Source organism: Pseudoxanthomonas dokdonensis, from assembly GCF_001431405.1.
Taxonomy (GTDB): Bacteria; Pseudomonadota; Gammaproteobacteria; order Xanthomonadales; family Xanthomonadaceae; genus Pseudoxanthomonas_A; species Pseudoxanthomonas_A dokdonensis.
This window is the reverse complement of record NZ_LDJL01000016.1, coordinates 23,102-47,584: the sequence shown is the minus strand read 5'-3', so window position 1 is coordinate 47,584 and position 24,483 is coordinate 23,102. Positions and strand designations below refer to the sequence as shown.

Below are 24,483 nucleotides of genomic sequence, written 5' to 3'. Positions count from 1 at the left end.
AGACCCGACCATGGCCCGTTCCACGGCATCCGCCAAATCTCCGCTCCCCATCGGCCTGTACGCGCTGACCGCCGGCGCCTTCGGCATCGGCACCACTGAATTCGTGATCATGGGTCTGTTGATGCAGGTCGCCGGCGATCTGCAGGTGTCACTGGCGCAGGCCGGGCTGCTGATTTCCGGCTACGCACTGGGCGTATTCGTCGGTGCGCCGCTGCTGACCGCGGCCAGCAGCCGGCTGCCACGCAAGACCGTGCTGGTGGCGCTGATGCTGGTATTCACCCTTGGCAACCTGTTGTGCGCGCTGGCGCCCAACTATGCGGTGCTGATGCTGGCGCGGGTCATCACTTCACTGGCGCACGGCACCTTCTTCGGGGTTGGCGCGGTGGTCGCGACCGGGCTGGTCGCCGAGGATCGCAAGGCGTCGGCGATTTCCATCATGTTCACCGGGCTGACCGTGGCGACCCTGCTCGGCGTGCCCGCCGGTGCCTGGCTGGGCCTGCACTTCGGCTGGCGTTCGACCTTCTGGGCGGTCAGCCTGATTGGGGTGCTGGCGACCGTGATCATTGCCTTGTGGGTCCCGGCCGACCGCGAGCGGCCGGCGCCGGTGGCGTTTGCCACCGAGCTGCGGGCCCTGGCGCAACCGCAGGTGATGCTGGGGCTGCTGATGACGGTGCTCGGCTTCGGCGGCATGTTCACCGTGTACACCTACATCCAGCCACTGCTGACCCAGGTCACCGGTTTCGCCGACAGTGCGGTGTCGCCGATCCTGCTGGTGTTCGGCGTCGGCATGATCGCCGGCAACCTGCTCGGCGGCCGGCTGGCCGATCGCAATCTGACCAGGGCGCTGCTGGTCACCCTGCTGGCACTGGCGCTGGTGATGGCGGCGATGGGCCTGGTCCTGCACCTGCGCTGGGCGATGGTGCTGTTCACCGGCCTGCTGGGCGCCGCCGCGTTTGCCACGGTTTCACCATTGCAGTTGATGGTGCTGCGCCAGGCCGGCGCCGCGCAGAACCTGGCCTCCAGTCTCAATATCGGTGCCTTCAACCTGGGCAATGCGCTCGGTGCCTGGCTCGGCGGCGTGGTGATTGCCCATGGGCTGGGCCTGCAGGCACTGCCCTGGGTCGCCGCGTTGATCCCGCTGTCGGCACTGGCCGTCGCGCTGTGGAGCCTGGCCCTGAGCCGGCGCCAGGCGCGCGACCAGGACATCGCCAGCAGCTGCGCCTGATTGCACCTCCCTCTTCCCGACTATTCGCAAGGACCCCTCATGGAAACCCGATCCCTCGGCCGCTCCGGCCTGCAGGTCTCCGCGCTCGGCTTCGGTGCCGGCACCTTTGGCGGCAAGGGGCCGCTGTTCAGCGCCTGGGGCGATACCGATGCCGTGCAGGCACGGCGCATGATCGACCTGGCGCTGGAGGCCGGAGTCAACTTCTTCGATACCGCCGATGTCTATTCCGACGGCGAGTCCGAATCCATCCTCGGCCAGGCCATCCGCGGCCGCCGCGACCAGGTCATCCTGTCCAGCAAGACCGGCCTGCGGCTCGGCGACGGCGCCAACGATGCCGGCAGTTCCCGGCTGCGGCTGCTGAAGGCGATCGATGCGTCGCTGCGGCGGCTGGGCACCGATTACCTGGACCTGCTGCAGCTGCATGCGTTCGACGCGATGACGCCGATCGAGGAGACCCTGTCGACGCTCGACGATCTGGTACGTGCCGGCAAGGTCCGCTACCTCGGCGTATCCAATTTCTCTGGTTGGCAGTTGATGAAGTCGCTGGACGTGTCGGCACACCACGGCTGGTCGCGCTACGTCGCCAACCAGACCTATTACTCACTGATTGGACGTGACTACGAATGGGAGCTGATGCCGCTGGGCATCGACCAGGGGGTCGGCGCGGTGGTCTGGAGCCCCCTCGGCTGGGGCCGGCTGACCGGCAAGCTGCGCCGCGGCCAACCGCTGCCGGCCACCAGCCGCCTGCACGATACCGCCGGCTTCGCGCCGCCGGTCAGCGATGAGCATCTGTTCAACGTCCTCGACGTGCTGGAACAGATTGCCGGCGAGACCGGCCGCCAGATTGCGCAAATCGCCATCAACTGGCTGTTGCAGCGACCAACCGTGTCGACCGTGCTGATCGGCGCCCGCAACGAACAACAGCTGCAACAGAACCTCGGCGCGGCCGGCTGGCGGCTTTCCGCCGATCAGATGGCGCGGCTGGACGCCGCCAGCCTGGTCGAGCCGCCCTATCCTTACTATCCCTACTGGCGCGGCCAGTTCTCCGAACGCAGCCCGCTGCCGGTCTAGAACGCCAACCCTTCCCCGCCCGGAGTAAACGTCGATGAAAGCCATTGCCCTGACCCGCTACCTGCCGATTGAAGATCCCGAATCGCTGCAGGACATGGATCTGCCCAAACCCGACGCGCCCAGCGGCCACGACCTGCTGGTCAAGGTTTCGGCGGTGTCGGTCAATCCGGTCGACACCAAGGTCCGCGCGCCCAAGGACAAGGTGGAAGCCGCCCCGCGCATCCTCGGTTACGACGCCTGTGGCGTGGTCGAGGCGGTGGGCGATGCCGTCCAGGGCTTCGCCGCCGGCGACCGGGTGTACTACGCCGGTGACCTGACCCGGCCTGGCAGCAACGCGCAGTGGCAACAGGTAGACGCGCGGGTGGTTGGCCATGCACCGCGCTCGCTGGACGATGCCGATGCGGCGGCGCTGCCGCTGACCGCACTCACCGCCTGGGAACTGCTGTTCCAGCGGATGCCGTATGACAGCGAACGCGGCGGCCAGGGCAAGACCCTGCTGATCATCGGCGGCGCCGGCGGCGTCGGCTCGATTGCCATCCAGCTGGCGCGCCGTGCCGGCTTCACCGTCATCGCCACCGCTTCGCGCGAGGACACCGTGCAATGGTGCCGGCAGCTCGGCGCGCAGCATGTCATCAACCATCGGCAACCGTTGCCACCGCAGCTGCAGGCCCTGTCCATCGACAGCGTCGATGCCATCGTCAACCTGGCCAGCACCGACGGCTACTGGCAGGTGATGGGCGAGATCATCGCCCCGCAGGGGCATATCGGCCTGATCGTGGAACCGGCGCACGCATTGCCGCTGGGCGACCCGTACAAGCTCAAGTGCATCAGCATCCATTGGGAAATGATGTTCGGCCGGCCGGTGCTGAAAACCGCCGACATCGACGAGCAGGGCCGCATCCTGGAGCGGGTCGCTCGATTGATCGATGACGGCCAGCTGAGCGGCATCGCCCGCGAGCGGCTGAGCCCGATCAACGCGGCCAACCTGCGTGAAGCCCATCGCCGGCTGGAATCGGGCAGCACCATCGGCAAGCTGGTACTGCACGGCTGGGACTGAACCCAACGGGCAGCGAAGCCGCTGCCGTGGCGACAGTGGCTTCGGTTAGGATAGCGACGGCAGCGGGCAAGGCCCGCTGCCGACCCTTCCATCTCACGTTTGCAGATTTCCGCCCATGTCGTCAGCGCCGCGTTGCCCCACTCCTGCATGCATCTCCAGCGCAGGCCCGGGCCCGCAGACGCGATGACAGCGGTGCCTGCGCTGTTCGCCAACCTGCCCGGCGGCATTTTCGGACCGCTGGCATCGCCCAACCGCGAACACTACTGGCTGTTGCTGTGCCGTTTGTTCGATGAGTTCTTCGGCCCGGACGCGCCACTGCCGCCCAGTGACGGCATCCCGCGACGCGATATCACCGCCGCGGTCGAGCGCTACCTGCTGACCGACGATCCGTGGGAAAGCGAGGACGGCGAAGTCTCCGACGCACCGCTCAACGTCCGCGCCAATGCCATCCATGACCGCTTCCGTGGCGCCGGCTGGTTGCGCCAGGAACGCATCGGCGCGCGCGAAATGGTCTCGATGCCGCCGCTGGTGTCGCGACTGCTGGCGACCTTGATCGAATTCGGCGAACACGGGCCGACCTTCGTCTCGGCCAAGATGCGCTCGGTCGAATTGCAGTTGCAGCAGATCCTCGAAGGCAAGGCCGCGGGCGACGCACTGGACGAGGCCGCCGACCAGGCACGCCGGCTGCTGGTGTCGTTGTCATCGATGAGCCTGCAGGTACGCGACCTGATGCCGGAGTTGAGCAAGGCCGAGACCACCGCCCAGTTCGCCCGCCAATGGTTTGAACGCTATGTCGGCCAGTTGTTCATTGGCGACTATGCCGAGCTGCATACCAGCGATCATCCGCTGGCCCGACGCAGCGCGATCCTGGCGATGGCCAGGCAACTGCAGGAACCGGCCCAGCGCGCGCGATTGCTGGACTGGTACCGCGAGCACCTGACCGCTGGTGATGAGCAACGCGCCGCGCTGCGCCTGCAGCGTGGCCTGCAGCGCCTGCATGAGCTGGAGCGGATCGACGAATATCTGGGCCGGCTCGATGACGACATCCGCCAGGCCAATCGGCGGGCGCTGGCCTTCCTCGACTACCGCCTGCGTGCGCCGGATCGGCTGGACGTGTTGCTGCAGCGTGCCGTGCGCGGCGTCCTGGTCGCCGCACCGGAGCAACAGCGGATGCCGGTCGCTGCTGGCGCATTGATGGACGAAAGCCGGCTGCGGCCGCCGCGTCGCAAGCCGCAGCCGATTCCACGCAGCGCCAACAGCAACGCGCCGCCGACGCCGGAACAACTGGCACGGCTGTCACTGTTGCGACAGATCAAGCGCGCCCGCCTGGTCAATGCCGAGGACATGGCCCGCTATGTCGGTCGCCATCTCGGCCAGGCCACTCAGATCGACTCGCGCCAGTTGAGCATTGATTCGATACCCGACCTGCGCGCCTACCAGACCTTGCTGACCCTGGCCTTGCGCAGCCGGCGCGTCGGTGGCCTGCGCCGCGAGGATCCCCTGTCGCGGCTGCTGCGTGGGTTCCGGGTCGAACTGATCGACGCCGGCACGGACGACAGCAGTGACAATGATTTTCTGCACGGCCCGGATTTCCGCATCCATCGGCTCGGCACCGCTCCTAACCGGAAGTCCGCATGAAACGCAGTTGGAACACCCTCAGCCAGAACTCCAATGGCCTGTATGCCGTCGCTGATTTCGAGCGCGCCGCCTATCGTCTGGTCAGCGAACAGGTGCTGTACGCCAGCGATGCCCGTTCGCGTGTGGCCTATCACCTGATCGAGGACTATTTCGCCGATTTCGTCGCCGCGCTGGAACCGCTCGGCATCCGTCTGGAACGCAACGCCCATTACCGCTATGTGGTGGCACTGCCCAGCCACGGCGAAGGGGTGCCGGTCACCCTCGATGAAACCCTGGCCCTGCTGGTGCTGCGGCAACGCTACGACAAAGCGATGCGCCAGGGCCTGATCGAAGATCACGGCGAAGTGGTGGTCGAACTACCGGACCTGCAGGAAGCCTGGCAATCGATGACCGGCCGTCCGCTGCCCGACATCGGCAGCTTGCGGACCCTGGCGCGCAGCCTCAAACGCTGGGGTGTCGGCCGGTTGGTGGAATCCGACGACGATCCGCAGCCGTTCCATCTGCGGGTGCGCCCGGCCATCGTCGATATCGTCGGCGAGCACTGGTTGCAGCGGCTGGACCAGCACAACCGGGATGGCGGCGCCGACGATGCGTCGGCCGACGAGCCCTCAAATGCCGGCCAGGACAACATGGAGGACAACGATGCAACTGCTTGAGCGCATCCATCTGGTGCAGTTCTTCCTGTTCGAGGCGCAGACACTGGCGCTGGACCCGACCACCGCGATCATCGCTCCCAACGGCGCCGGCAAGAGCGCGTTGCTGGATGCCCTGCAGATCGTGCTGCTGGGTGGCGACCGCAGCCGTATCCGCTTCAATGCCCAGGCCGGCGGCAGCCATCGCGCGCGCAGCATCCGCGACTATTGCCTGGGCGTCTATCGCAGCGGTGAGGAAGGCCGCAAGCGCCGCACCGCCACCACCTACATCAGTCTGGTGTTCCGCGATCAGGACAGCGGCGAGGCATTGACCGCCGGCATCGCGCTGGGCGCGGCCGCCGATGAGCCGGAACACCGCCTGCACGGCCTGTATCTGTTGCCGGGGGTGGCGCTGGCCTTGGACGAACACCTGGAACAGGTCAAGGGCAAGGAGTTGCCGCTGACCTGGGCCGCATTCCGCGAACACATCAATCGCCGCTGCAAGCAGGCTGGTAGCTCGGCCGAGCTGCACACGGTCAGCGAACGCTTCGTCCGCGATCTGCTGCTGCGGCTGCGCGCATCGCCATCGGCCAACCCGGACCTCAATGCCTATCGCAAAGCCTTCCTCAACGCCCTGAACCTGCAACGGGTCGAAGACGTCGATCTGTTCGTGCGCACCCTGGTCGCCGAGGATCGCCCGACCGATATCGGTCGCTTCCGGGCCCTGCTCGACAGCTTCCGCCAGATCAAGGAAAAAATCGAACAGGTCAGGCAGCGGATTGAAGCCGCCGATCTGGTCGAACAGCAATACGCCAGAATCGCCCAGCAGGCGACCCGTGCCGCCTCTGCCCGCGCACTGGCTGCCGAATACGCCCGCGATCTGTACAGCGAACAATTGCAGGCGGCGGAAACCGGCGTCGAACAGGCACAAACCCAACTGGCCGACCGCCGCCGGCAACTGAGCGACAGCCGCGCCGAGCGCGAACATCTGCGTGACGAACATGCACGTGGCCAAGCCCAGCTGCAAGGCAGCCAGGGCTATGGTGAACAGGCACAACTGGAAGAACTGGCCGGACGCGATCGCGAACAGCTGGTGCGCTTGAAGAAAGACCTGCTGCGCGAAGTCGCCTTTGTCCGCGAGCGCCTGCGAGGCATTGCCGCGCTCGCCATCGACGGCATCGACGACACCCTGCTGCAGACCGCACTGGCGGATTGGGATGGCTGGCATGCGCAGTTGGCCGCACTGGCGGCGGAAGACGGGCTGCCGTGGTCGCCTGAAGATCTGCACGCACAGGTCCAGCGCAGCCTGCAGCAGGCCACGCCACTGCTGGCCGCGGTCGATCGACATGCACGCCGCTGCCATGCGAGCCACGACAAATTGCGTGACGCGCTGGCCAGCGCGCGCCAGAACCAGAAGCGTCTGTCCGCTGGTCAGGCCGAGCTGCACCCGGATACCGCGCGACTGATGAATTATCTGCGCGACGCCGGCATCGAAGCGCGGCCGGTCTGCGATCTGGTGCGGGTCAGCGACAGCAGCTGGCAGCACGCCATCGAAGGCTATCTGCGTGGCAATGTCGAAGCGCTGCTGGTCCCGGCCAGGGATGAAGAACGCGCGGTCAAGCTGTACCGCGGACTGAAGGGCAGCAGTTCGGTGTACGGGGTCAAGCTGGCGCTGTCCAGCCATGCCCGGCATCGCCGTGGCAACGACAGCGCCGAGGCCGGCAGCGTCGCCGCGCTGCTGGAAGGCGACAACCTCGAGGCACTCGCATTCCTGCGTCGCCAACTGGGCGAACTGGCCTGCGTCGACAGCGAAGCCGAACTGGTCAGCAGCCGCCAGGGCCTGACCCGTGACGGTCTGCTCGCACGTGGTGGCGGCATCGAGCGACTGCGCCTGCCGGCAGCCGGCGATCTGAAAATCGGCGCGTCCGACAACCGCGCGCGATTGCGGGTGCTGCGCGAGGAGATCGAGACCGCCGAGGCCCAGCTGCGGCAGATTGAACCGCAGCTGCGCAGTGCCGATGAGGCCCAACGCGGTCTGGCGCGGCTGGCCGACGCCACCACCGTCGCCCAGTCATTGCACGAACAGGTGCTGGAACACCGGCAATTGGCGGCGCGCTATTCAAGCCAGCAGCAGCGCCGCCAGTCGAGCCTGGATCCGGATCTGCTGCACCTGTCGGAACAGCTGCAGGCGTTGTCGACCCAATTGCAGGCGCAGGAAGCCCGCACCGAACAACTGGTTGGCCAGGAAGCACTGGCTGCCAATGCGGTCGAGCAGGCCCAGCGTCTGCTGGATGGCCTGCGCGAACAGGAACAACGCGTCGCCCGCGAAGCGGTGGATGCGTTCAAGCATCCGGACGTGGACCCGAACCGGGTTGAGCGCCTGCGTGAAGAGCTGGATCAGAAATACCAAGCGCTGGAAGAACGCGCGCGCCGTTGCGAAGAACGGGGCAAGGATGGCGACGCCCAGTTGGCCCGACTGCTGCCCGGCGCCTGGAGTGGCCTGGCCCAGTACGCACGCGACCACGGCATCGAGCTGGATTTTGATGGCGATGCCTGGCGCCCAGCACGCAAGCTGCTGCAACACGAGCTGAGCCGTCTGCGCGACACCGAACTGGTGCGTTACCAGGGCGAAGCCGATGCCGCCTACGACACCGCGGTGGAAACCTTTCGCGCCAGCGTCGCAGCGACCCTCAACGACAACTTCACCCGCCTCAAAACCCAGATCGCCACCCTCAACCGGACCCTGCGCGCCAGCCCGCCGTTTTCCAACCACGAGCGCTACCAGTTCCACTATGAGGTGGTGGCGGAGTTCCGCGAGCTGCATCGCTTCATCCAGCGCGCCGCCGAGATCGGCAGCGAGGACAGCCTGTTCGGCAACGCCGGCGAAGTGCCGGCCGCGTTCCGTGAGCTGATCGAAGACGCCAGCGCGGCACGGGCTGCGTCGTCACCGTTGGACGATTACCGGCGCTTCTTCCGCTTTGAAGTACAGATCCGCCAGGACGACCGGGTGATCGGCACCCTCAGTGAGCGGATGCGCTCGGGCTCCGGTGGCGAACATCGCGCTCCGCTGTACGTGATCGCCGGCGCCGCGCTGGCCGCTGCCTATGGCAAGAGCGAGGCGCACCCGGGCGGATTGGGCCTGATCCTGCTGGATGAATTCGGCGACAAGATCGACGCCCAGAATGCCCGTGCCACCAGCAATTATCTGCGCTCGCTGGGCCTGCAACTGGTGCTGGCCGCGCCGGACACCGCCCAGGGCACGCTCAGTGGCGTGCTCGACAGCTATATCGAACTGTTCCGCGACGGCGATCTGCTGCAGGCCGAACGGATCGAAGTCACCGAAGCCGCGCGTGCCCTGTTGCTCAGCGATCAGTTCGACCTGCATCCGCAACTGCTGGAAGAGGAAACGGAGCGCATCCAGCGCGAGAGTGCGGTGGGCTGACCGAGCGCCGTCACCACTAGCCCGCTGCGGCGGGCTCAAGCAGCGCTGCGGGCCACGCCCACGGAAACCGGCCCACGCTTGCGCGATCAGCGATTTCTCGGCAAGGTGGCGGCTCCATACGCACGCGTATTTCCCCGCATGACCCCAGCCACCGCCAACGGCGCCGACTCCGGCGCCGCCATCGCCAACCCGCACTACCCGCATCTGTTCGCGCCGCTGGATCTGGGCTTCACCCGATTGCGCAACCGGGTATTGATGGGCTCGATGCATACCGGACTGGAAGATCGCGCAGCTGACTTCCCCAAGCTGGCGGCGTATTTCGCCGAGCGCGCCGAAGGCGGCGTCGGCCTGATGGTGACCGGTGGCTTTTCGCCCAACCTGGTCGGCTGGCTGAAACCGTTTGGCGGCAAACTGTCATGGCCGTGGGAAGTGCGCCCGCACAAGTTTGTCACTGCCGCCGCCCACCAGCATGGGGCGAAAATCTGCCTGCAACTGCTGCATGCCGGGCGCTACGGCTACCACCCGTTTACGGTGGCGCCATCGAAGTTGAAGGCGCCGATCAATCCATTCACTCCGCGCGCGTTGTCCGCACGCGGGGTCGAACGCCAGATCAACGCCTATGCCAGTGCCGCGCGGCGCGCCCGCGAAGCCGGCTACGACGGCGTCGAAGTGATGGGCTCGGAAGGCTATTTCATCAACGAGTTCACCGCGCCGCGGACCAACAAGCGCAACGATGCCTGGGGCGGCAGCGCGGAAAAGCGCATGCGTTTTGCGGTCGAGATCGTCCGCCGCATCCGCGAGGCCTGCGGCCCCGACTTCATCATCATCTACCGGCTGTCACTGGTCGATCTGGTTGAAGACGGCAACCAGTGGCAGGAAATCCTGATGCAGGCCAGGGCGGTCGAAGCCGCCGGCGCGACCCTGATCAATTCCGGCATCGGCTGGCATGAAGCACGGGTGCCGACCATCGTCACGTCGGTGCCGCGCGCGGCATTCGTCGATGTCACCGCCAAACTGCGCCCACATGTCGGGGTGCCGGTGATTGCCAGCAACCGCATCAACATGCCCGACGTCGCCGAATCGATCCTGGCCGCCGGCAAGGCTGACATGGTGTCACTGGCGCGGCCGCTGCTGGCTGACCCGCAGTGGACCAACAAGGCGCGCACCGGCCAGGCATCGCGCATCAACACCTGCATCGCCTGCAACCAGGCCTGCCTGGACCACGTGTTCCAGAACAAGCGCGCCAGCTGCCTGGTCAATCCGCGCGCCTGTGCCGAGACCGAACTCAACTATCCGAAGACGCTGATGCCGAAGTCGATTGCCGTGGTCGGCGCCGGCCCCGCCGGCCTGGCTTGCGCCACCGTCGCCGCTGAGCGTGGCCATCGGGTGACCTTGTTTGACGCCGCCGACCGGATTGGTGGCCAGTTCAACTACGCCAAGCAGATTCCAGGCAAGGAGGAATTCCACGAAACCCTGCGTTATTTCCAGCACAAGCTCGACGACAGCGGGGTCCGGCTGGCACTGGGCAGGCAAGTCGACGTGGCGGCGTTGCAGGGCTTTGACGAGGTCGTGCTGGCGACCGGCATCACTCCGCGCAAGGTCGATTTTGCCGGCGCCGATCATCCCAAGGTGATCAGCTATACCGATGTACTCAGTGGCCGGGTCACGGTCGGCCGCCGCGCGGCAATGATCGGCGCTGGCGGGATTGGCTTCGACGTCGCCGAATATCTGGCTGAAGAGGGTCCGTCACCGAGTCTGGACGTGGCCCGCTGGATGGCCGAATGGGGCGTGGATGCCAGCTTCGAAAGCCGCGGCAGCCTGGGCAGACCGCAGCCCGAACCCGCCGCACGCGAGTTGTGGTTGTTGCAGCGCAGTCCGGGCAAGCCGGGCGCGCGACTGGGCAAGACCAGCGGCTGGGTCCACCGCGCCACGCTCAAGGCCAAGGGCGTGAAGATGCTGGGCGGGGTCGAATACGTCGGCGTCGATGATGCCGGCCTGCATATCCGCCTGGGCACGGTCGAACAGACCTTGCCGGTGGACCATGTCGTCGTCTGTGCCGGCCAGGAACCCTGCCGCGAACTGCAGGCGGGATTGCTGGCGGCCGGCATCCGCAGCCACCTGATTGGCGGCGCCGATGTCGCCGCCGAACTGGACGCAAAACGTGCGATAGACCAGGGCAGCCGGCTGGCTGCCACGCTCTGAAACTGAACGGGATCGTTCATTAGTGAGCCATTGAATATTTCCCCGGCCGTTGCGCCTCAACGGTCGCCCCGTCGCCGGCGTGTCGGATCCGCCGGCAGAAACTGAATAGGGCTGCCCAGCGTTCAGCTGGCGTTGCCATTGCCGCACTTACCTTGCGCGCACTTTCCGGCCCGCCGCCAGTTCCGGCAGGCCAACCCGGCGCCTTCTGATTTGCCGGTTTATCGGGGCAGCCCCGTGAGGCTGCCTCCCCATAACGCCCTGCCGTGTCCAGAGTTTTGTGCTTCCCGTGTGGTTGGGAAGAGCGGATGCGGGAAAGACGGAGCAAGGAGTTCTATGAAACTGGCCTGGATTCTCTGGCTGTCGCAGTTGCTGCCACAGCCGGCCGCCGATTCGTTGTGCCTCAGCACCACCGTGTACCTGGAAGCCCGCGACCAGACCCTGCAAGGCCAGCAAGCCGTCGCCGAAGTGGCGCTGCGCCGCCTGGACAGCGGCCTGTGGGGCGACTCGATGTGCGAGGTGGTCACCGCCCGCAAGCAGTTCGCGCCCAGCCTGGTGCCACCGGGCACGCGGCTGAAGAATGCCGATGCCTGGGCCAGTTCGGTCAACGTCGCTCTCGGCGCTGAACTCAACTGGGCACTGCCGCCCGGTGAGCGCAAGGAAATCGTCCCCGGTGCCAGCCACTTCGCCGCGCTTGGCATCGCCAATCCGAGCTGGCGCAACGCCTACCACGTGGCCACCATCGGTGATCACACGTTCCTCGAAGTGCAGAAGCTGAAACCGCGTTCCTGAATGCACTGTTGCGTGGGCGACACTTGAGCAAACAAGGCGGGTCTGGGACAGTTCCCACCCGCCTTTCTTGTTGCAGGAACCCACGTGAAGCTCTATTCCAAACCCGGTGCATGCTCCACCGCCGACCACATTGCATTGCAGTGGACCGGCCAGCCGTTCGATGTCCAGATCCTGACCGCGCAGGAAATGAAGGCGCCTGAGTTCCTCGCCATCAACCCGACCGGCGCGGTGCCCGCCATCGTCGACGGCGATTTCATCCTGACCCAGAACGCGGCCATCATGGCCTACATCGCCGACAGCTATCCGCAGGCCGGCCTGGCCGGCGACGGCAGCGTGCAGCAACGCGCGCAGGCCAATCGCTGGCTGGCGTTCGTCAATTCGGATCTGCATCCGGCGTTCAAGCCGATTTTCGCGCCGGCCGCCTTCAGCGCCGATGACAGCCAGCACGATGCGATCAAGGCGGCTGCACGCAAGCGCGTGCGCGCTCTGTTCGAAAGTGCTGACCGGCAACTGCAGGGCAAGCAATGGCTGGCCGGCTTCCGCAGTTTTGCCGACCCCTATCTGTTCATCACCCTGTTGTGGGCCGACAAGCTCGGCATCGATCTGTCGGATCTGGCCAACCTCAATGCATTCAAGCAGCGCATGCTGGCCGACGCCGACGTGCAACAGGTATTGAAAGCGGAAGGCCTGCAGTAATACGCGATGGCGTGGCACGCACTACGTGCCACGCCATCCATCAAGCCGCTGCCGCACTCAGGCGTCATCGGCAATTTCCGGCTCCACCAGTTGCGCCAACAGCGCCAGCGACTCCTGCCAGCCGAGATAGCAGAACTCGACCGGGATGGCCGCCGGAATGCCCGCCTGCACCACCGTCAGTTCGGTTCCGCAGGCGACCGCGGTCAAACTCACCTGCACATCCATCTCACCAGGCATCGCCGGATCATCGAACTGATCGGTGTAGCGGATGCGCTGGTCCGGTACCAGTTCGGTATAGGTGCCGCTCCAGCCATGACTGGCGCCAGTGCTGAAATTGGTGAATGACATCCGGTAGTGGCCACCGACGCGCACATCGGACTGATGCACCTTGCCGGTGAAGCCATGCGGCGGCAGCCACTTCACCCGCGCATCGTCATCCAGGAAGGCGCGATACACGCGCTCCGGTGGTGCCCGCAACACGCGGTGCAGGCGGACGGTGCCACTTTTCTGCTCATCACTCATCTCGTACTCCCGTGCAATGGTCTGGTATCTGATCGACGAACGGCAGCGCCAGTTTTCGACAGCAGCGGGCAGCTTGTCGATGCCCGCTTCGTAGCCATCGTGCGCGGCCATCCGGCGGCTCTTGACTACTGCCTGCTGACGGCAGGCTGCCGGCAACTGGCCATGAATGCTCCTGGCCGCTTGTCCGCCCATTGCATTGGTGGCGGCCCGGTTGCTTCGTTCCCTGGCCGCAGCCATGCGACGAATCACTTGATGCATGTTTCGATCTTCGATCTCCCGCAGCCAACAGCGCGCAGGCAATCACACCTGTTCAATGTGGGAAACAGAAGGTTCTTTGTTCCGGCTTCTCTATTAAGAATATTCCTACAGTGATTTACTCGAATAACTTAAAAGAAAAGTGATGCGGATGTCTTCTTCAGCTGTTTTCTTGACGTTAAATCAAACGCATTGCTAGCCTGCGCGACCACATCTCCGCATGGGCGTGATTCAGCCTGCTTTCCGGCGCATGTGGACGAGAGAATTACCAAAAAACATCAGGACGAAGCAATGATCAAGAGAAAGATTCTCGTCGCCGGCGTGCAGCTGGCCATCGGCCTCGGTGCCACCGCCGGCGCCAGTGCAGGCACCTTCAATGGCGTCAACTTTACCGGCGGCGGCTTCAACTACAATGGCGATAATACGTTCAACAATACCAGCCATACCTTCAACATAAAGAGCGATGGAAGCTACGGCAACCTCACTTCCAACGGCAACCTGACCAGCGGTGCGGGTAACACCATCATCATGAATACCTTCCTGGATGCCGGTGGCAGCACCACCCTCGGCCAAGGCAGCAATCGGGTGCTGGTCAATGGCAACTTCAGTGGTGAAGCCATCACCCTGGACATCAGGAACAATGGTGGTCCGGGCGCCTCGACCGACCTTGACAGCAGCGGCGTCAACAGCGCCAACGAAGGCATCTCGGTGGCCCAGGTCGCCGGCAGCTCCAACGCCAATGCATTTGCACTGAAAGGCGAATACGTGGCGGTCGGTGCCTTCCAGTACCGCTTGAACAGCTACGGCCCGGCCGACGCCGACAAGAGCCAGCGCCTGGTCAACGAAGACGCCGATGGTTTCTGGGATTACCGCCTGCAGAACGCCAAAGCCGCCGAGAACCCGACACCACCGCCGCCGGTGGTGCCGCCGGTAACCCCACCGGTCGACCCGACCACGCCGGTCACCCCGGTCGCACCGACTGCCGGTGAGCGCCTGGCGCTGGTACCGCAGGCGTCGTCCTATCTGGTCCAGAACAACACGCTGTTCGCCTATGGTCAGCAGAGCATTGCCACCCTGCACCAGCGTTTTGGTGAAATCAACGGCGCCAACAGCCCGGCCGAAGGCGATGCGCAGGTATTCGTGCGTACCTTCGGCGGCCAGAGCAGCTACAACAGCGATCTGTCGTTCAACGAATACGGCTATGACTATGAGCAGGACTTCTTCGGCCTGCAGGTCGGTGGCAACTGGCTGCGCCTGAGCGGCCAGGACAGCAGCTTCCGCCTGGGTGGCGCGCTCAGCGCCGGCAAGTCGCAAGTCAATCCGAACACCGTGTACCTGGCCGACGCCAGCGTGGGTGAAGTCAGCCGCATGCAGACCGATGCGACCAGCGTAGCGCTGACCGCGACCTGGCAGCACAACAACGGCTTCTACGTCGATGGCGTGGTGGGTGGCAGCTGGTACAAGACCGACATCGATACGCCGTTCCACCAGAGCCGCGTCGCCAAGACCGAGAGCAGTGCCATTTTCGCCTCGGTCGAAGTCGGCTACTCCTTCGCCCTTGGCGAGCACGTGGTACTGGAGCCGCAGGCGCAGGTGTCCTGGCAGAAGCTGGATACCGAAACCGACACCGATCACGATGGCGTGGTCATCGACCTGGGCCAACCGGAACTGTTCATCTGGCGTGTCGGCGCGCGTGCACTGCTGAGCGAACAGACCACCGCCAAGGGCACCGCGGTCACCGAATACCTCAAGCTGAACTATTACGGCAGCGAGGGTCCGGATCAGCGCGCGTTCCTGTCCGATGAGTACTTCGCCACCGGCGAATACGGCGACAGCGTCGAGTTCGGCTTTGGTGCCACCGCTTCGATGCGCAACAACTGGTCGCTGTATGGCGACATGGCGGTACAGATGGACGTTGGCTCGGACCAGGGCTCGGCCAGCCGCACCGGCTGGATCGGCACCATCGGCGCCAAGTGGGTGTTCTGATACCGCGCAGACGATGGATGTGCAGGAAAAACGCCGGCTGATGCCGGCGTTTTTTTGTGTCATGGCCGACGCTGGCAACCTTGGCTGCCGGCGCGCCAAACGGCTCACTTCGACAAATGTTGCGATTCGCGGCACGGATGAAAGGCAGGCAGAGCTGACATTCGTCGATCAAGCGCCTGCCATTCGCCGGACGGCTGGATCAACGGCTCCAGGCACTGCCGAACTGCACGTACAGGGTTTCATCTTCCGGCCCCCAGGCGTAGTCCAATCCCATGTACAACCCCAGCTGGCGCGCGATCAGATAACGGAAGCCGGTGCCTTTGGACACCTGGCTTTGCGCGTCACCAAAATCATTGTTGCGTCCCCATGTACGGCCGGCGCCGGCAAAGCCAATCAGCGCCCAGCGCGGGGTCAGGTTCCAGCGCACTTCGGTTTCGGCCACGCCGGCGCGGGTGTCCTGGTAGCGGGCCGATCCGATGCCGCGCATGTCGATGTAGGGCAGACGGTTGAATGGAATGTCGCCATTGGCCCAGCGCGTATCCAGGCGCCCACCGAGTACCAGCTTGCCATCGGCCACCGGCAGATAGCCGTAGACGTGGCCGCGATAGCTCTGGAAGGCGGTGTCGCTGCCGATGCCCTTGCCGTAGAACGTGCCCTGGATGATGCCCAGCCAGCCGCTGTTGGGCGTGAAGTTGTTATCGCGTTGATCGTATTGCAGTGACAGGCCCAGCCCGGAGTTGCGCTTGGTCACTTCCTTGTCGCTGAAGCGTTCGCGGTCGGACGGCAGGTCAAAGCGGATGTCCTGGTCCATGTACAGCCATGACAGGCCCAGGTACAGCGACTGGTCACCGATCCGGCGCGACAGCTTCTGGTATGAAATCAGGCCGTCGGTGTTGTAGCCGACCGCCACCGGTGGCAGCAGCCGACCGGGCGTGTAGAAGTCCAGGTTGAACGAACTCTTGCCGACCGCGGCCACGTAGCGCCAGCGATCATCGGCGAAATGCAGGTTGGCGAAACCGCCGTAGGCATGACTGCCGTTTTCGGTCTTCATCCCGCCAACACCGTAGACGTTGGGCGCGATCATCTGCTGGCGACCATCGGTCGTGGTGCGGGTGGTCGGCGCGCCGGCCGGGCGGTGGAAAAACACCAGCCCGAGGCCGCCGCCATAACCCAACGCCGGGTCACTGATGACCGCCGGCACCGGCAGGAAGCCGCGGTGTTCCAACAGCCAGCGCGACATGTCGAGCTTGCCATCCTGCGGGTCGTGCATCAGGTCATGCAGGCTTTCCCTGGGCTGGTCGGCCGGCGCCACCGTGTCCGCTGGCACTTCGACCGGGGGTGCAGCGGCGGCGGTCTGGCCATCGGCAGCACTGCATTGCGGCGCCGCAGGCAGCGCCCGGCAATCCACGGTCGGCATGCTGGTGACGCTAGGGCCGTCGGCACCGGCATCTGCAACCTGCGCCAGCAAGGCGCCGGGCATGCATGTCAGCAACAGCAGGCTCGCGGTGGCAAACCAGCACTTGTTCATCGGACATCCTCGTCAGGTCACTCGCCAACGGCTCGCGCCGCTCGTCATTCCATCCCGGGCGACAGCACGTGAAGCCCCTGCTGTCACCGAGATGGTAACCTCTTCATGTCACGATGAGGTCAAGCACTGCGCCGGTGGCGGCAATTCAGCCAACGCGGGACCGCTCGCCTACCTGCCCGCCCCGGCTTTCCGGCATGCCTGTTCGATCGCCTGCATGAAGCCCGCTTGGTCGCGTGGCGAGATCAGCAACTGGCGGCCGCGACCGTAGTCGATCCGCAGTCGATCCAGCGACAGCGCCGGGCTCGACGCCGGATTGCGGGTCGGCGTGATGTCAGTGATCGCCGCCAGCGGCACCCGCCAGCGGAAAGGCCCGCTGCGCACCTGCAGGCAATCAGCGGTAATGGTGTAGCGGGTAGCGAACAGCAGCGACAGCGGCAAGCCGAACCCCAGCAGCAGTACCGCGGCCACCGTCAACCATGCTACCCATCCCTGCTCTTGCGCCAGTGCGGCGAAGGCCGCGGGGAGACAAACCGCCATCGCCCCCAGCAGCACGATCAGCAGCCAGCCATCCACCTTCGAACGATATGTCGTTGCCATGCATCCTCCTTGTCAGCCAATACTCCATGACGGTCGGCCCGCGATCGACCGACATGGATACCATAACCCGGATGGATGGGTGCTTCACTGCTTCGGCCGCCTATCCTTGCGGCGGCAGCATGGCTAGGCTGCCTGCGTTTCGGCCAGCAGCGAGCGCGCGTTGTCCAGCCAGCGCTTGGCCAGCGCATCGCTCTTGGCCTTGCCCAAGGCCGCCGAAATATCCGGCATCAGCGCCACCAGCGCGGCCATGTCGGTGCAGCGTTCGACCTTGAGCTGCAGGAAGTAGCCCTTCAAGCCGAGGTGGGCGTGGATGGCATCGGTCATCAGGTTGTACAGCGCGGCGCGGCGCTGGCCCTCGCCGTCATCGGCCACCTCTTCGGCATCCGCCTGCGGCCCTTCAGCCGGCCCGGTGGCGGTATCGACGACAGCGATCAGTTGCTGTGCCAGCAGCTGCTCCAGGGCGTCGTCCGGTGCCTTCAGCGCGCTGGCCAGTTCCTTCAATTCGGCTTCGTTGCGTTGGCCGTCAACCATCAACAGGATGGAGCGCAACCCGGTCGGAAGTTTACGGCTGCGTTGCTGGATTTCATCGCGTCCAGCGTCGGTCTTGGTATACACCATAATCTGCGTTGCCCCCCTGCGGCATGCGCCAGTGGGCCCCCTGCCCCCGGTCCGCGATGCCAAGCAAACGGCAGCAGTTTCGACGGCTTGGCCGCCCCCCATCTGCCACCTGCGTCACATTATGCGGTTTTGTCCGCGCTTTGCACGCGCCCGCCAGCAAAAAGGGCGATGGAAATCCATCGCCCTGCTGGTGCCCTTGGCCCGGTTGGCCGAATCAGCGCTTTTCAATCGGCACGAAGGCCTGATCTTCCGGCCCGGTGTAGTTGGCGCTGGGACGGATGATCTTGCCGTCGATGCGCTGCTCGATGACGTGCGCGCTCCAACCACTGGTGCGGGCGATGACGAACAGCGGGGTGAACATGGCCGTCGGCACACCCATCATGTGGTAGCTGACCGCACTGAACCAGTCCAGGTTCGGGAACATCTTCTTGATGTCCCACATCACCGTTTCCAGACGCTCGGCGATGTCGTACATCTTCATGCTCTGCTCTTCGGCCGACAGTTCCCTGGCCACCTGCTTGATGACCTGGTTGCGTGGATCGCTGACCGTATAGACCGGGTGACCGAAGCCGATCACCACTTCCTTGCGTTCGACCCGCGCCTTGATGTCGGCCTCGGCCTCGTCGGCGGTTTCGTAGCGCTTCTGCACTTCGAAGGCGACTTCGTTGGCACCGCCGTGCTTGGGCCCACGCAGCGCGCCGATGGCGCCGGCAATGCAGGAGTACATGTCGCTGCCGGTACCGGCAATCACCCGGCCGGTGAAGGTCGATGCATTGAACTCATGCTCGGCGTACAGGATCAGGCTGGTGTGCATCGCCCGCACCCAGGAGTCGCGCGGCTTTTCACCGTGCAGCAGGTGCAGGAAATGACCGCCGATCGAGTCGTCGTCGGTTTCCACGTCAATCACCCGGCCGTTGTGGCTCCAGTGGTACCAGTACAGCAGCATTGAACCGAGGCAGGCCATCAGCTTGTCGGCGATGTCGCGTGCACCGGGATGGTTGTGGTCGTCTTTTTCCGGCTGCACGCAACCCAGCACCGACACGCCGGTACGCATCACGTCCATCGGATGGGCCGAAGGTGGCAGTTCTTCCAGTGCCGCCTTGACCGCTGCCGGCAGCCCGCGCAACGACTTCAACTTGGCCTTGTAGCCACGCAACTCGGCGGCATTGGGCAGTTTGCCGTGGACCAGCAGATAAGCGATTTCCTCGAACTCACTGCTGGTCGCCAGATCCAGGATGTCGTAACCGCGGTAGTGCAAATCGTTGCCGCTGCGACCGACGGTGCACAGCGCGGTATTGCCGGCGGCGGTACCGGACAGGGCGACCGATTTCTTGGGTTTGAAGGGAACGGCGGGTTCTGACATTTCATCTACCTCGTGTTTGATTTTGAGAGTGCGTGCAACGCACTGGCCTGCGCGGGATCGGCTGACGCCGCAGGCAGGCTATTTCTTGGCCGCGAACAAGGCGTCCAGGCGCTGTTCGAAATCGTGGTAGCCGATGCGCTCGTACAGTTCCTCGCGGGTCTGCATGATGTCGACCACATTCTTCTGATGACCGTCACGGCGGATGGCTTGGTAGACGGTTTCGGCGGCCTTGTTCATCGCCCGGAACGCCGACAGCGGATACAGCTGGATGGCGACACCGACCGAGGCCAGTTCCTCGCGGGTGAACAGCGGGGTCTTGCCGAACTCGGTGATGTTGGCCAGCACCGGCACCTTCACCGCCTCGACAAAGCGCTGGTAGGTCGGCAGGTCGTAGGCCGCTTCGGCGAAGATACCGTCGGCGCCTGCTTCGACGCAGGCGATGGCGCGTTCGATCGCCGCATCCACGCCGTCGACCTGGATCGCATCGGTGCGTGCGATCAGGAAGAACTCCGGATCGGTCCGGGCATCGGCGGCGGCCTTGACCCGGTCGGCCATTTCCGCCGAGGACACGATTTCCTTGCCCGGCCGGTGGCCGCAGCGCTTGGCCCCGACCTGGTCTTCGATATGGCAGGCCGCCGCGCCGGCCTTGATCAGCGACTTGATGGTGCGGGCGATATTGAAGGCGCTGGGGCCAAAGCCGGTGTCGATATCCACCATCAGCGGCAGATCACAGACATCGGTGATGCGGCGCACGTCGATCAGCACATCGTCGAGCGTGTTGATGCCCAGGTCCGGCAGGCCCAGCGAACCGGCGGCAACGCCACCACCGGACAGATAGATGGCACGGTAGCCGGCGCGTTTGGCCAGCAGCGCGTGGTTGGCATTGATGGTGCCGATAACCTGCAGCGGCTGTTCCGCGGCCAACGCCGCGCGGAAGGCCGCGCCAGCGGATGAGGGTTGGGTCATGGGGTTCTCCGTTGCACCGCGCTCATGCGCAGCAGACCATTTTAAAGCCTGTCACGTATATTTGGCTAAGCGCGCGCCGTGCGGGTCGGAACAGTACGCTCCGGGGCTTTTGTGCCACAGCTCCTAAAGCCTTTGCGCTGTGGGCCGGCACTGGATTCCCGCCTCCTGCGTCCCCATATTGGTCGCGTGGCAGCAAACCCCGCACCGGTCAGCGAAGCCCAGTGGAAGGCAGCCACCTCACCGTTCGAACAACAAGGAGATGCATGATGTCTGACAAGACCGAAAAGGCCATTCTCGCTGGCGGCTGTTTCTGGGGCATGCAGGATCTGGTCCGCAAGCGTCCCGGGGTGCTGTCCACGCGCGTCGGCTACAGCGGCGGCGATGTCGAAAACGCCACTTACCGCAACCACGGCACCCATGCCGAGGCGCTGGAAGTGGTATTCGATCCGGACAAGACCAGCTTCCGCGAACTGCTGGAATTCTTCTTCCAGGTCCACGACCCGTCCACTCCCAATCGCCAGGGCAATGACCGCGGCACCAGCTACCGCTCGGCAATCTTCTATACCAGCGACGAACAGAAGCAGATCGCGCTGGACACCATTGCCGATGTCGACGCCTCGGGCCTGTGGCCGGGCAAGGTAGTGACCGAAGTGAGCCCGGCCGGTCCGTTCTGGCAGGCCGAGCCCGAGCACCAGGATTACCTGGAGCGGATTCCCAACGGCTATACCTGCCACTTCGTGCGTCCGGACTGGAAGCTGCCGCGCCGCGACACGCAGGCGTCGAAGTAACCGCCAGCAGGTCCCCGCTCCGGGTGGGATTGCACCCGGAGCGGGTTGCCCATGGACCTCATGACACCCTGGCTGTGGATAGTACTGCCCGGCCTGATTTTGGGCTGGGCCGTGCAGCGTGGTCCGCTGTGCGCGGTCAAGGCCAGCGCCGAAATCGTCCATCACGGCCGCTGGCGACGGTTCTGGGCGATATGGCAGTGTCCGGCCTGGGCGTGGGCGCTGACCGGGCTGGCAACCATCGTGTCCGCCCACGCCATCACCCTCATCGGTCCGGCCCATCACGGCTGGCAATGGCCACTGCTGGGCGGCATGGTGTTTGCCACCGGCGCCTGGATCAATGGCGGTTGCTCGTTTGGCACCGTGGCCCGGCTGGGCCGTGGTGAGATCTCGTTTGCGCTGACCTTGCTGGCAATGCTGGCCGGCCAGTTGTGCGCCCTGCGCTGGCTGCAGCCATTGGCGCCGATATCCCTGCAAAGCGACGATCTGCCCGCACTGCACTGGCGCTGGTTGTGGCATCTGGCATTGGCGATCCTGCTGCTGGTCTCGCTGCGCCAGGCGGTCAGGCAACGGATATGGCGATGGCAGGTGTGGCGGCAACCGAACTGGCCGCCAGCATTGGCGATGCCGTTCGTCGCAGCAGCAGCCAGCGTCGTGCTGCTGATACACCAGCATTGGCCCAGTACCAGCATTGCCGCCCAGGCATTGTCCGGTCATCCGCAGGATCTGCATCGTTGGGGGCTGCTGCCGGCAGTGGTGGTCGGTACGGTCGCCGCAGCAATGGCCAGCGGCAGCTTCAGGCCACGCATCGGAAATCCGGCGGCGTTGCCACGTCGCCTCGGCGGCGGACTGATGATGGGGGTTGGCAGCGTACTGATACCCGGCGGCAACGGCCATCTGCTGGTGGCCGGGATACCGGCACTGCAGGTGTCGGCATTGCTCGGCTACCTGAGCATGCTGGCATGGCTGCTATTACTGGCCCTCGTCCGTAAACACTGGATCGCCTGGCGCATCGCCACGGCAAAGAAGCTGCCGCCACCGCGCACGTAACGCGTGATCATTCACTACCCGCATCGGCACCGCGGGCCAGCGCGCGCCGTATTTCATCCAGTGCACCGGGATCGTCGAGGGTGGACAGATCCCCGGTTGGACGATCCTCGACCAATGCCTGCAATGAGCGCCGCAGCAGTTTGCCGGATCGCGTCTTCGGCAGCGCATTGACCACGTAAACCCGCGCCGGCCGCGCCACCGCGCCGAGTTGATCGACCACCCGCGCACGCATGCCTTCGGCAGCGTCCACCGCCGCCGCGCCATCGCCGGCCTGTTTCAGGATCGCGAACACCACCGGTACCTGGCCCTTGATCTCGTCGCGGACGCCGATGACCGCGGCCTCTGCCACGGCCGGAAAACCGGAAATCGATTCTTCAATCTCGCGCGTGCCCAGACGATGGCCGGCGACGTTGATGACATCGTCGGTACGGCCAAGGATGAAGGTGTAGCCATCTTCGTCGCGGATGGCCCAGTCCAGCGAGCTGTACAGCAGTTCCTTGAAATGGCTGAAGTAGCTACTGAGGAAACGCGCGTCATCGCCCCAGATCGTGGTCATGCAACCGGGCGGCAGCGGCGGCTGGATCACCAGCACGCCTTTCTGGTTGGCGGCTACTTCCTTGCCCGTGGACTCGTCGATGATTTTCATCCGGTAGCCGAGATTGGCGAAACCGGGCGAGCCGAACCGCACCGGCTTCATGTCCAGCCCTGGCAGCAGGGTCAACGCCGGCCAACCGGTTTCGGTCTGCCAGTAGTTGTCGATGACCGGTTTGCCGAGCATCCCGGTAATCCACTGCGCGGTCGGTTCATCAAGCGGCTCGCCGGCCAGGAACAGATATCGCAGCGACGACAGATCGCGGTCGCTGATGAAGCGGCGATCGTGCTTCTTCAGCACCCGGATGGCGGTCGGCGAGGAGAACATCGTGCGCACCCGGTATTGCTCGCACAGTGACCACCAGATGCCGGCGTCGGGTTGGATAGGCAGGCCCTCGTAAAGCAGTGAGGTGGCGCCGATAATCAGCGGTCCGTAGACGTTATAGGAATGACCGACCGCCCAGCCGACATCCGAGGTCGAGAACATCACCTGGCCGGGACCGACATCGAACACGGTTTCCATCGACAGTGCCAACGCCACCGCATAGCCGCCGACATCGCGCTGCACGCCTTTTGGTTTGCCGGTGGTGCCAGAGGTGTAGAGCAGGTAGCTGGGCTGGTTGGATTCCAGCCACGTCACTGGCACCTCCACATCCAGGCATTGTTCGCGCAGGCCGGCATACTCGACGTCACGCCCCTCCTGCCAGGGCATGTCATCAACCAGTCCACGCGACACCACCAGCACGTGCGGCGGCGGTGCCGATGCCTGCAGGCAGGCTTCGTCGACCAGCGGCTTGTAGGCGATCACCTTGCCACCGCGCATGCCGGCGTCGGCGGTAATCAGCAGCGCCGGTTGCGCGTCGTCGATGCGCAAGGCCAGGTTGTGCGCGGCAAAACCGCCGAACACCACCGAATGAATCGCGCCGATGCGCGCGCAGGCCAGCATCGCGAACACCGCTTCGGCCATGTTCGGCATGTAGATGACCACGCGGTCGCCCTCGCCCACCTGCAGTCGCTGCAGTACCGCGGCGAACGCGTTTACTTCGCGATGCATCTGCTGGTAGGTGAACTCGCGGCTGCTGTTGGTTTCGGTCGATATCGTGACCAGCGCCAGTTGCCCGGCGCGGTCAGCAAGATGGCGATCTACCGCGTTGTAGCAGAGATTGGTCAGGCCGCCGGCATACCATTGCCGGAACGGAGGGTGGGAATAATCCAGCACGCGATCCGGCGGACGATGCCAGTAGATCCGCGCTGCCTGTTCACCCCAGAACTGCTCCGGCTGTTCGACCGAGCGGCGATAGACGTCTTCGTAAGCCATGGCGAACTCCCGGATCCGACAGGGCCCCAGCATAGATCGCGCTCATCGCCGCCACCGTGCGACCTTGGTCGAACGCAGGCAAACAAAAAGGGATGGAAAACTCCATCCCTTTTCGGTGTCTGGCAAGACGGCCTGTCGGCTCAGCTCAAGCC

General features: G+C 64.9%; 19 protein-coding genes. 12 read left to right on the top strand and 7 right to left on the bottom strand.

What is annotated here, in order from left to right; translation table 11 throughout:
• The first annotated feature begins 10 nt into the window (after positions 1 to 10).
• The 9 genes from ABB29_RS14070 to ABB29_RS14030 all read left to right on the top strand — a co-directional run bounded on the left by ABB29_RS14070 (position 11) and on the right by ABB29_RS14030 (position 12,752).
• The gene (locus ABB29_RS14070; protein WP_057660153.1) at positions 11 to 1,225 is read left to right on the top strand and encodes an MFS transporter; all 1,215 of its coding nucleotides are present in this window, start codon (positions 11 to 13) and stop codon (positions 1,223 to 1,225) included.
• Positions 1,226 to 1,264: 39 nt separating this feature from the next.
• The gene (locus ABB29_RS14065) at positions 1,265 to 2,296 is read left to right on the top strand and encodes an aldo/keto reductase (protein WP_057660152.1); all 1,032 of its coding nucleotides are present in this window, start codon (positions 1,265 to 1,267) and stop codon (positions 2,294 to 2,296) included.
• 34 nt (positions 2,297 to 2,330) lie between these two features.
• Positions 2,331 to 3,353 carry a zinc-binding alcohol dehydrogenase family protein gene (locus tag ABB29_RS14060; protein WP_057660151.1) on the top strand — a complete coding sequence of 341 codons (1,023 nt, stop codon included), beginning with the start codon at positions 2,331 to 2,333 and terminating at the stop codon, positions 3,351 to 3,353.
• A 183-nt stretch (positions 3,354 to 3,536) separates the two neighbouring features.
• The gene (locus tag ABB29_RS14055; RefSeq protein WP_057660150.1) at positions 3,537 to 4,991 is read left to right on the top strand and encodes a Wadjet anti-phage system protein JetA family protein; all 1,455 of its coding nucleotides are present in this window, start codon (positions 3,537 to 3,539) and stop codon (positions 4,989 to 4,991) included.
• Positions 4,988 to 5,647 carry a DUF4194 domain-containing protein gene (locus ABB29_RS14050; RefSeq protein ID WP_057660148.1) on the top strand — a complete coding sequence of 220 codons (660 nt, stop codon included), beginning with the start codon at positions 4,988 to 4,990 and terminating at the stop codon, positions 5,645 to 5,647. Before ABB29_RS14055 ends, ABB29_RS14050 begins: the two co-directional genes overlap by 4 nt.
• Complete coding sequence (locus tag ABB29_RS14045; protein WP_057660146.1) at positions 5,634 to 9,065, top strand: SbcC/MukB-like Walker B domain-containing protein; 3,432 nt, start codon at positions 5,634 to 5,636, stop codon at positions 9,063 to 9,065. The genes ABB29_RS14050 and ABB29_RS14045 overlap by 14 nt, the downstream gene beginning before the upstream one ends.
• A 138-nt stretch (positions 9,066 to 9,203) precedes the next feature.
• Positions 9,204 to 11,267, top strand: coding sequence for an NADPH-dependent 2,4-dienoyl-CoA reductase (locus ABB29_RS14040; RefSeq protein WP_057660145.1), 2,064 nt, complete (start codon positions 9,204 to 9,206; stop codon positions 11,265 to 11,267).
• A gap of 333 nt (positions 11,268 to 11,600) precedes the next feature.
• Positions 11,601 to 12,056 (top strand): cell wall hydrolase, encoded by a 456-nt coding sequence (locus ABB29_RS14035; protein ID WP_057660143.1) that lies wholly within the window; start codon positions 11,601 to 11,603, stop codon positions 12,054 to 12,056.
• Positions 12,057 to 12,140: 84 nt separating this feature from the next.
• A complete protein-coding gene (locus tag ABB29_RS14030; RefSeq protein WP_057660140.1) occupies positions 12,141 to 12,752 on the top strand; it encodes a glutathione S-transferase family protein in 612 nt (203 codons plus the stop codon).
• Positions 12,753 to 12,809: 57 nt separating this feature from the next.
• Here the strand turns inward: ABB29_RS14030 and ABB29_RS14025 are convergent, their stop codons facing one another.
• Complete coding sequence (locus tag ABB29_RS14025) at positions 12,810 to 13,274, bottom strand: SRPBCC family protein (RefSeq protein ID WP_057660255.1); 465 nt, start codon at positions 13,272 to 13,274, stop codon at positions 12,810 to 12,812.
• Between the two features lie 546 nt (positions 13,275 to 13,820).
• On the opposite strand from ABB29_RS14025, the gene ABB29_RS14020 reads away from it, so the two are divergent.
• Entirely contained in the window at positions 13,821 to 15,515 is a 1,695-nt protein-coding gene (locus tag ABB29_RS14020) for an autotransporter outer membrane beta-barrel domain-containing protein (protein ID WP_057660139.1), read from the top strand.
• A gap of 199 nt (positions 15,516 to 15,714) precedes the next feature.
• Here ABB29_RS14020 and ABB29_RS14015 read toward each other — a convergent pair whose 3' ends face one another.
• From ABB29_RS14015 to prpB, 5 genes are all read right to left on the bottom strand, one after another.
• Positions 15,715 to 17,043 (bottom strand): BamA/TamA family outer membrane protein, encoded by a 1,329-nt coding sequence (locus ABB29_RS14015; RefSeq protein WP_057660138.1) that lies wholly within the window; start codon positions 17,041 to 17,043, stop codon positions 15,715 to 15,717.
• A 168-nt stretch (positions 17,044 to 17,211) separates the two neighbouring features.
• Positions 17,212 to 17,640 (bottom strand): PH domain-containing protein, encoded by a 429-nt coding sequence (locus ABB29_RS14010; RefSeq protein ID WP_057660137.1) that lies wholly within the window; start codon positions 17,638 to 17,640, stop codon positions 17,212 to 17,214.
• A gap of 123 nt (positions 17,641 to 17,763) precedes the next feature.
• Positions 17,764 to 18,258 carry a hypothetical protein gene (locus ABB29_RS14005; RefSeq protein WP_057660136.1) on the bottom strand — a complete coding sequence of 165 codons (495 nt, stop codon included), beginning with the start codon at positions 18,256 to 18,258 and terminating at the stop codon, positions 17,764 to 17,766.
• A gap of 214 nt (positions 18,259 to 18,472) precedes the next feature.
• Entirely contained in the window at positions 18,473 to 19,621 is a 1,149-nt protein-coding gene (gene prpC, locus ABB29_RS14000; RefSeq protein ID WP_057660135.1) for a bifunctional 2-methylcitrate synthase/citrate synthase, read from the bottom strand.
• Between the two features lie 78 nt (positions 19,622 to 19,699).
• Positions 19,700 to 20,587 (bottom strand): methylisocitrate lyase, encoded by an 888-nt coding sequence (gene prpB, locus ABB29_RS13995; RefSeq protein WP_057660134.1) that lies wholly within the window; start codon positions 20,585 to 20,587, stop codon positions 19,700 to 19,702.
• A gap of 266 nt (positions 20,588 to 20,853) precedes the next feature.
• On the opposite strand from prpB, the gene msrA reads away from it, so the two are divergent.
• Together msrA and ABB29_RS13985 are read left to right on the top strand one after the other, a co-directional pair.
• Positions 20,854 to 21,375, top strand: coding sequence for a peptide-methionine (S)-S-oxide reductase MsrA (msrA, locus tag ABB29_RS13990; protein WP_057660253.1), 522 nt, complete (start codon positions 20,854 to 20,856; stop codon positions 21,373 to 21,375).
• Between the two features lie 51 nt (positions 21,376 to 21,426).
• Entirely contained in the window at positions 21,427 to 22,422 is a 996-nt protein-coding gene (locus ABB29_RS13985; RefSeq protein ID WP_057660133.1) for a YeeE/YedE thiosulfate transporter family protein, read from the top strand.
• 7 nt (positions 22,423 to 22,429) lie between these two features.
• Here the strand turns inward: ABB29_RS13985 and prpE are convergent, their stop codons facing one another.
• Positions 22,430 to 24,331 carry a propionate--CoA ligase gene (gene prpE, locus ABB29_RS13980; RefSeq protein ID WP_057660128.1) on the bottom strand — a complete coding sequence of 634 codons (1,902 nt, stop codon included), beginning with the start codon at positions 24,329 to 24,331 and terminating at the stop codon, positions 22,430 to 22,432.
• Positions 24,332 to 24,483: the final 152 nt, after the last annotated feature.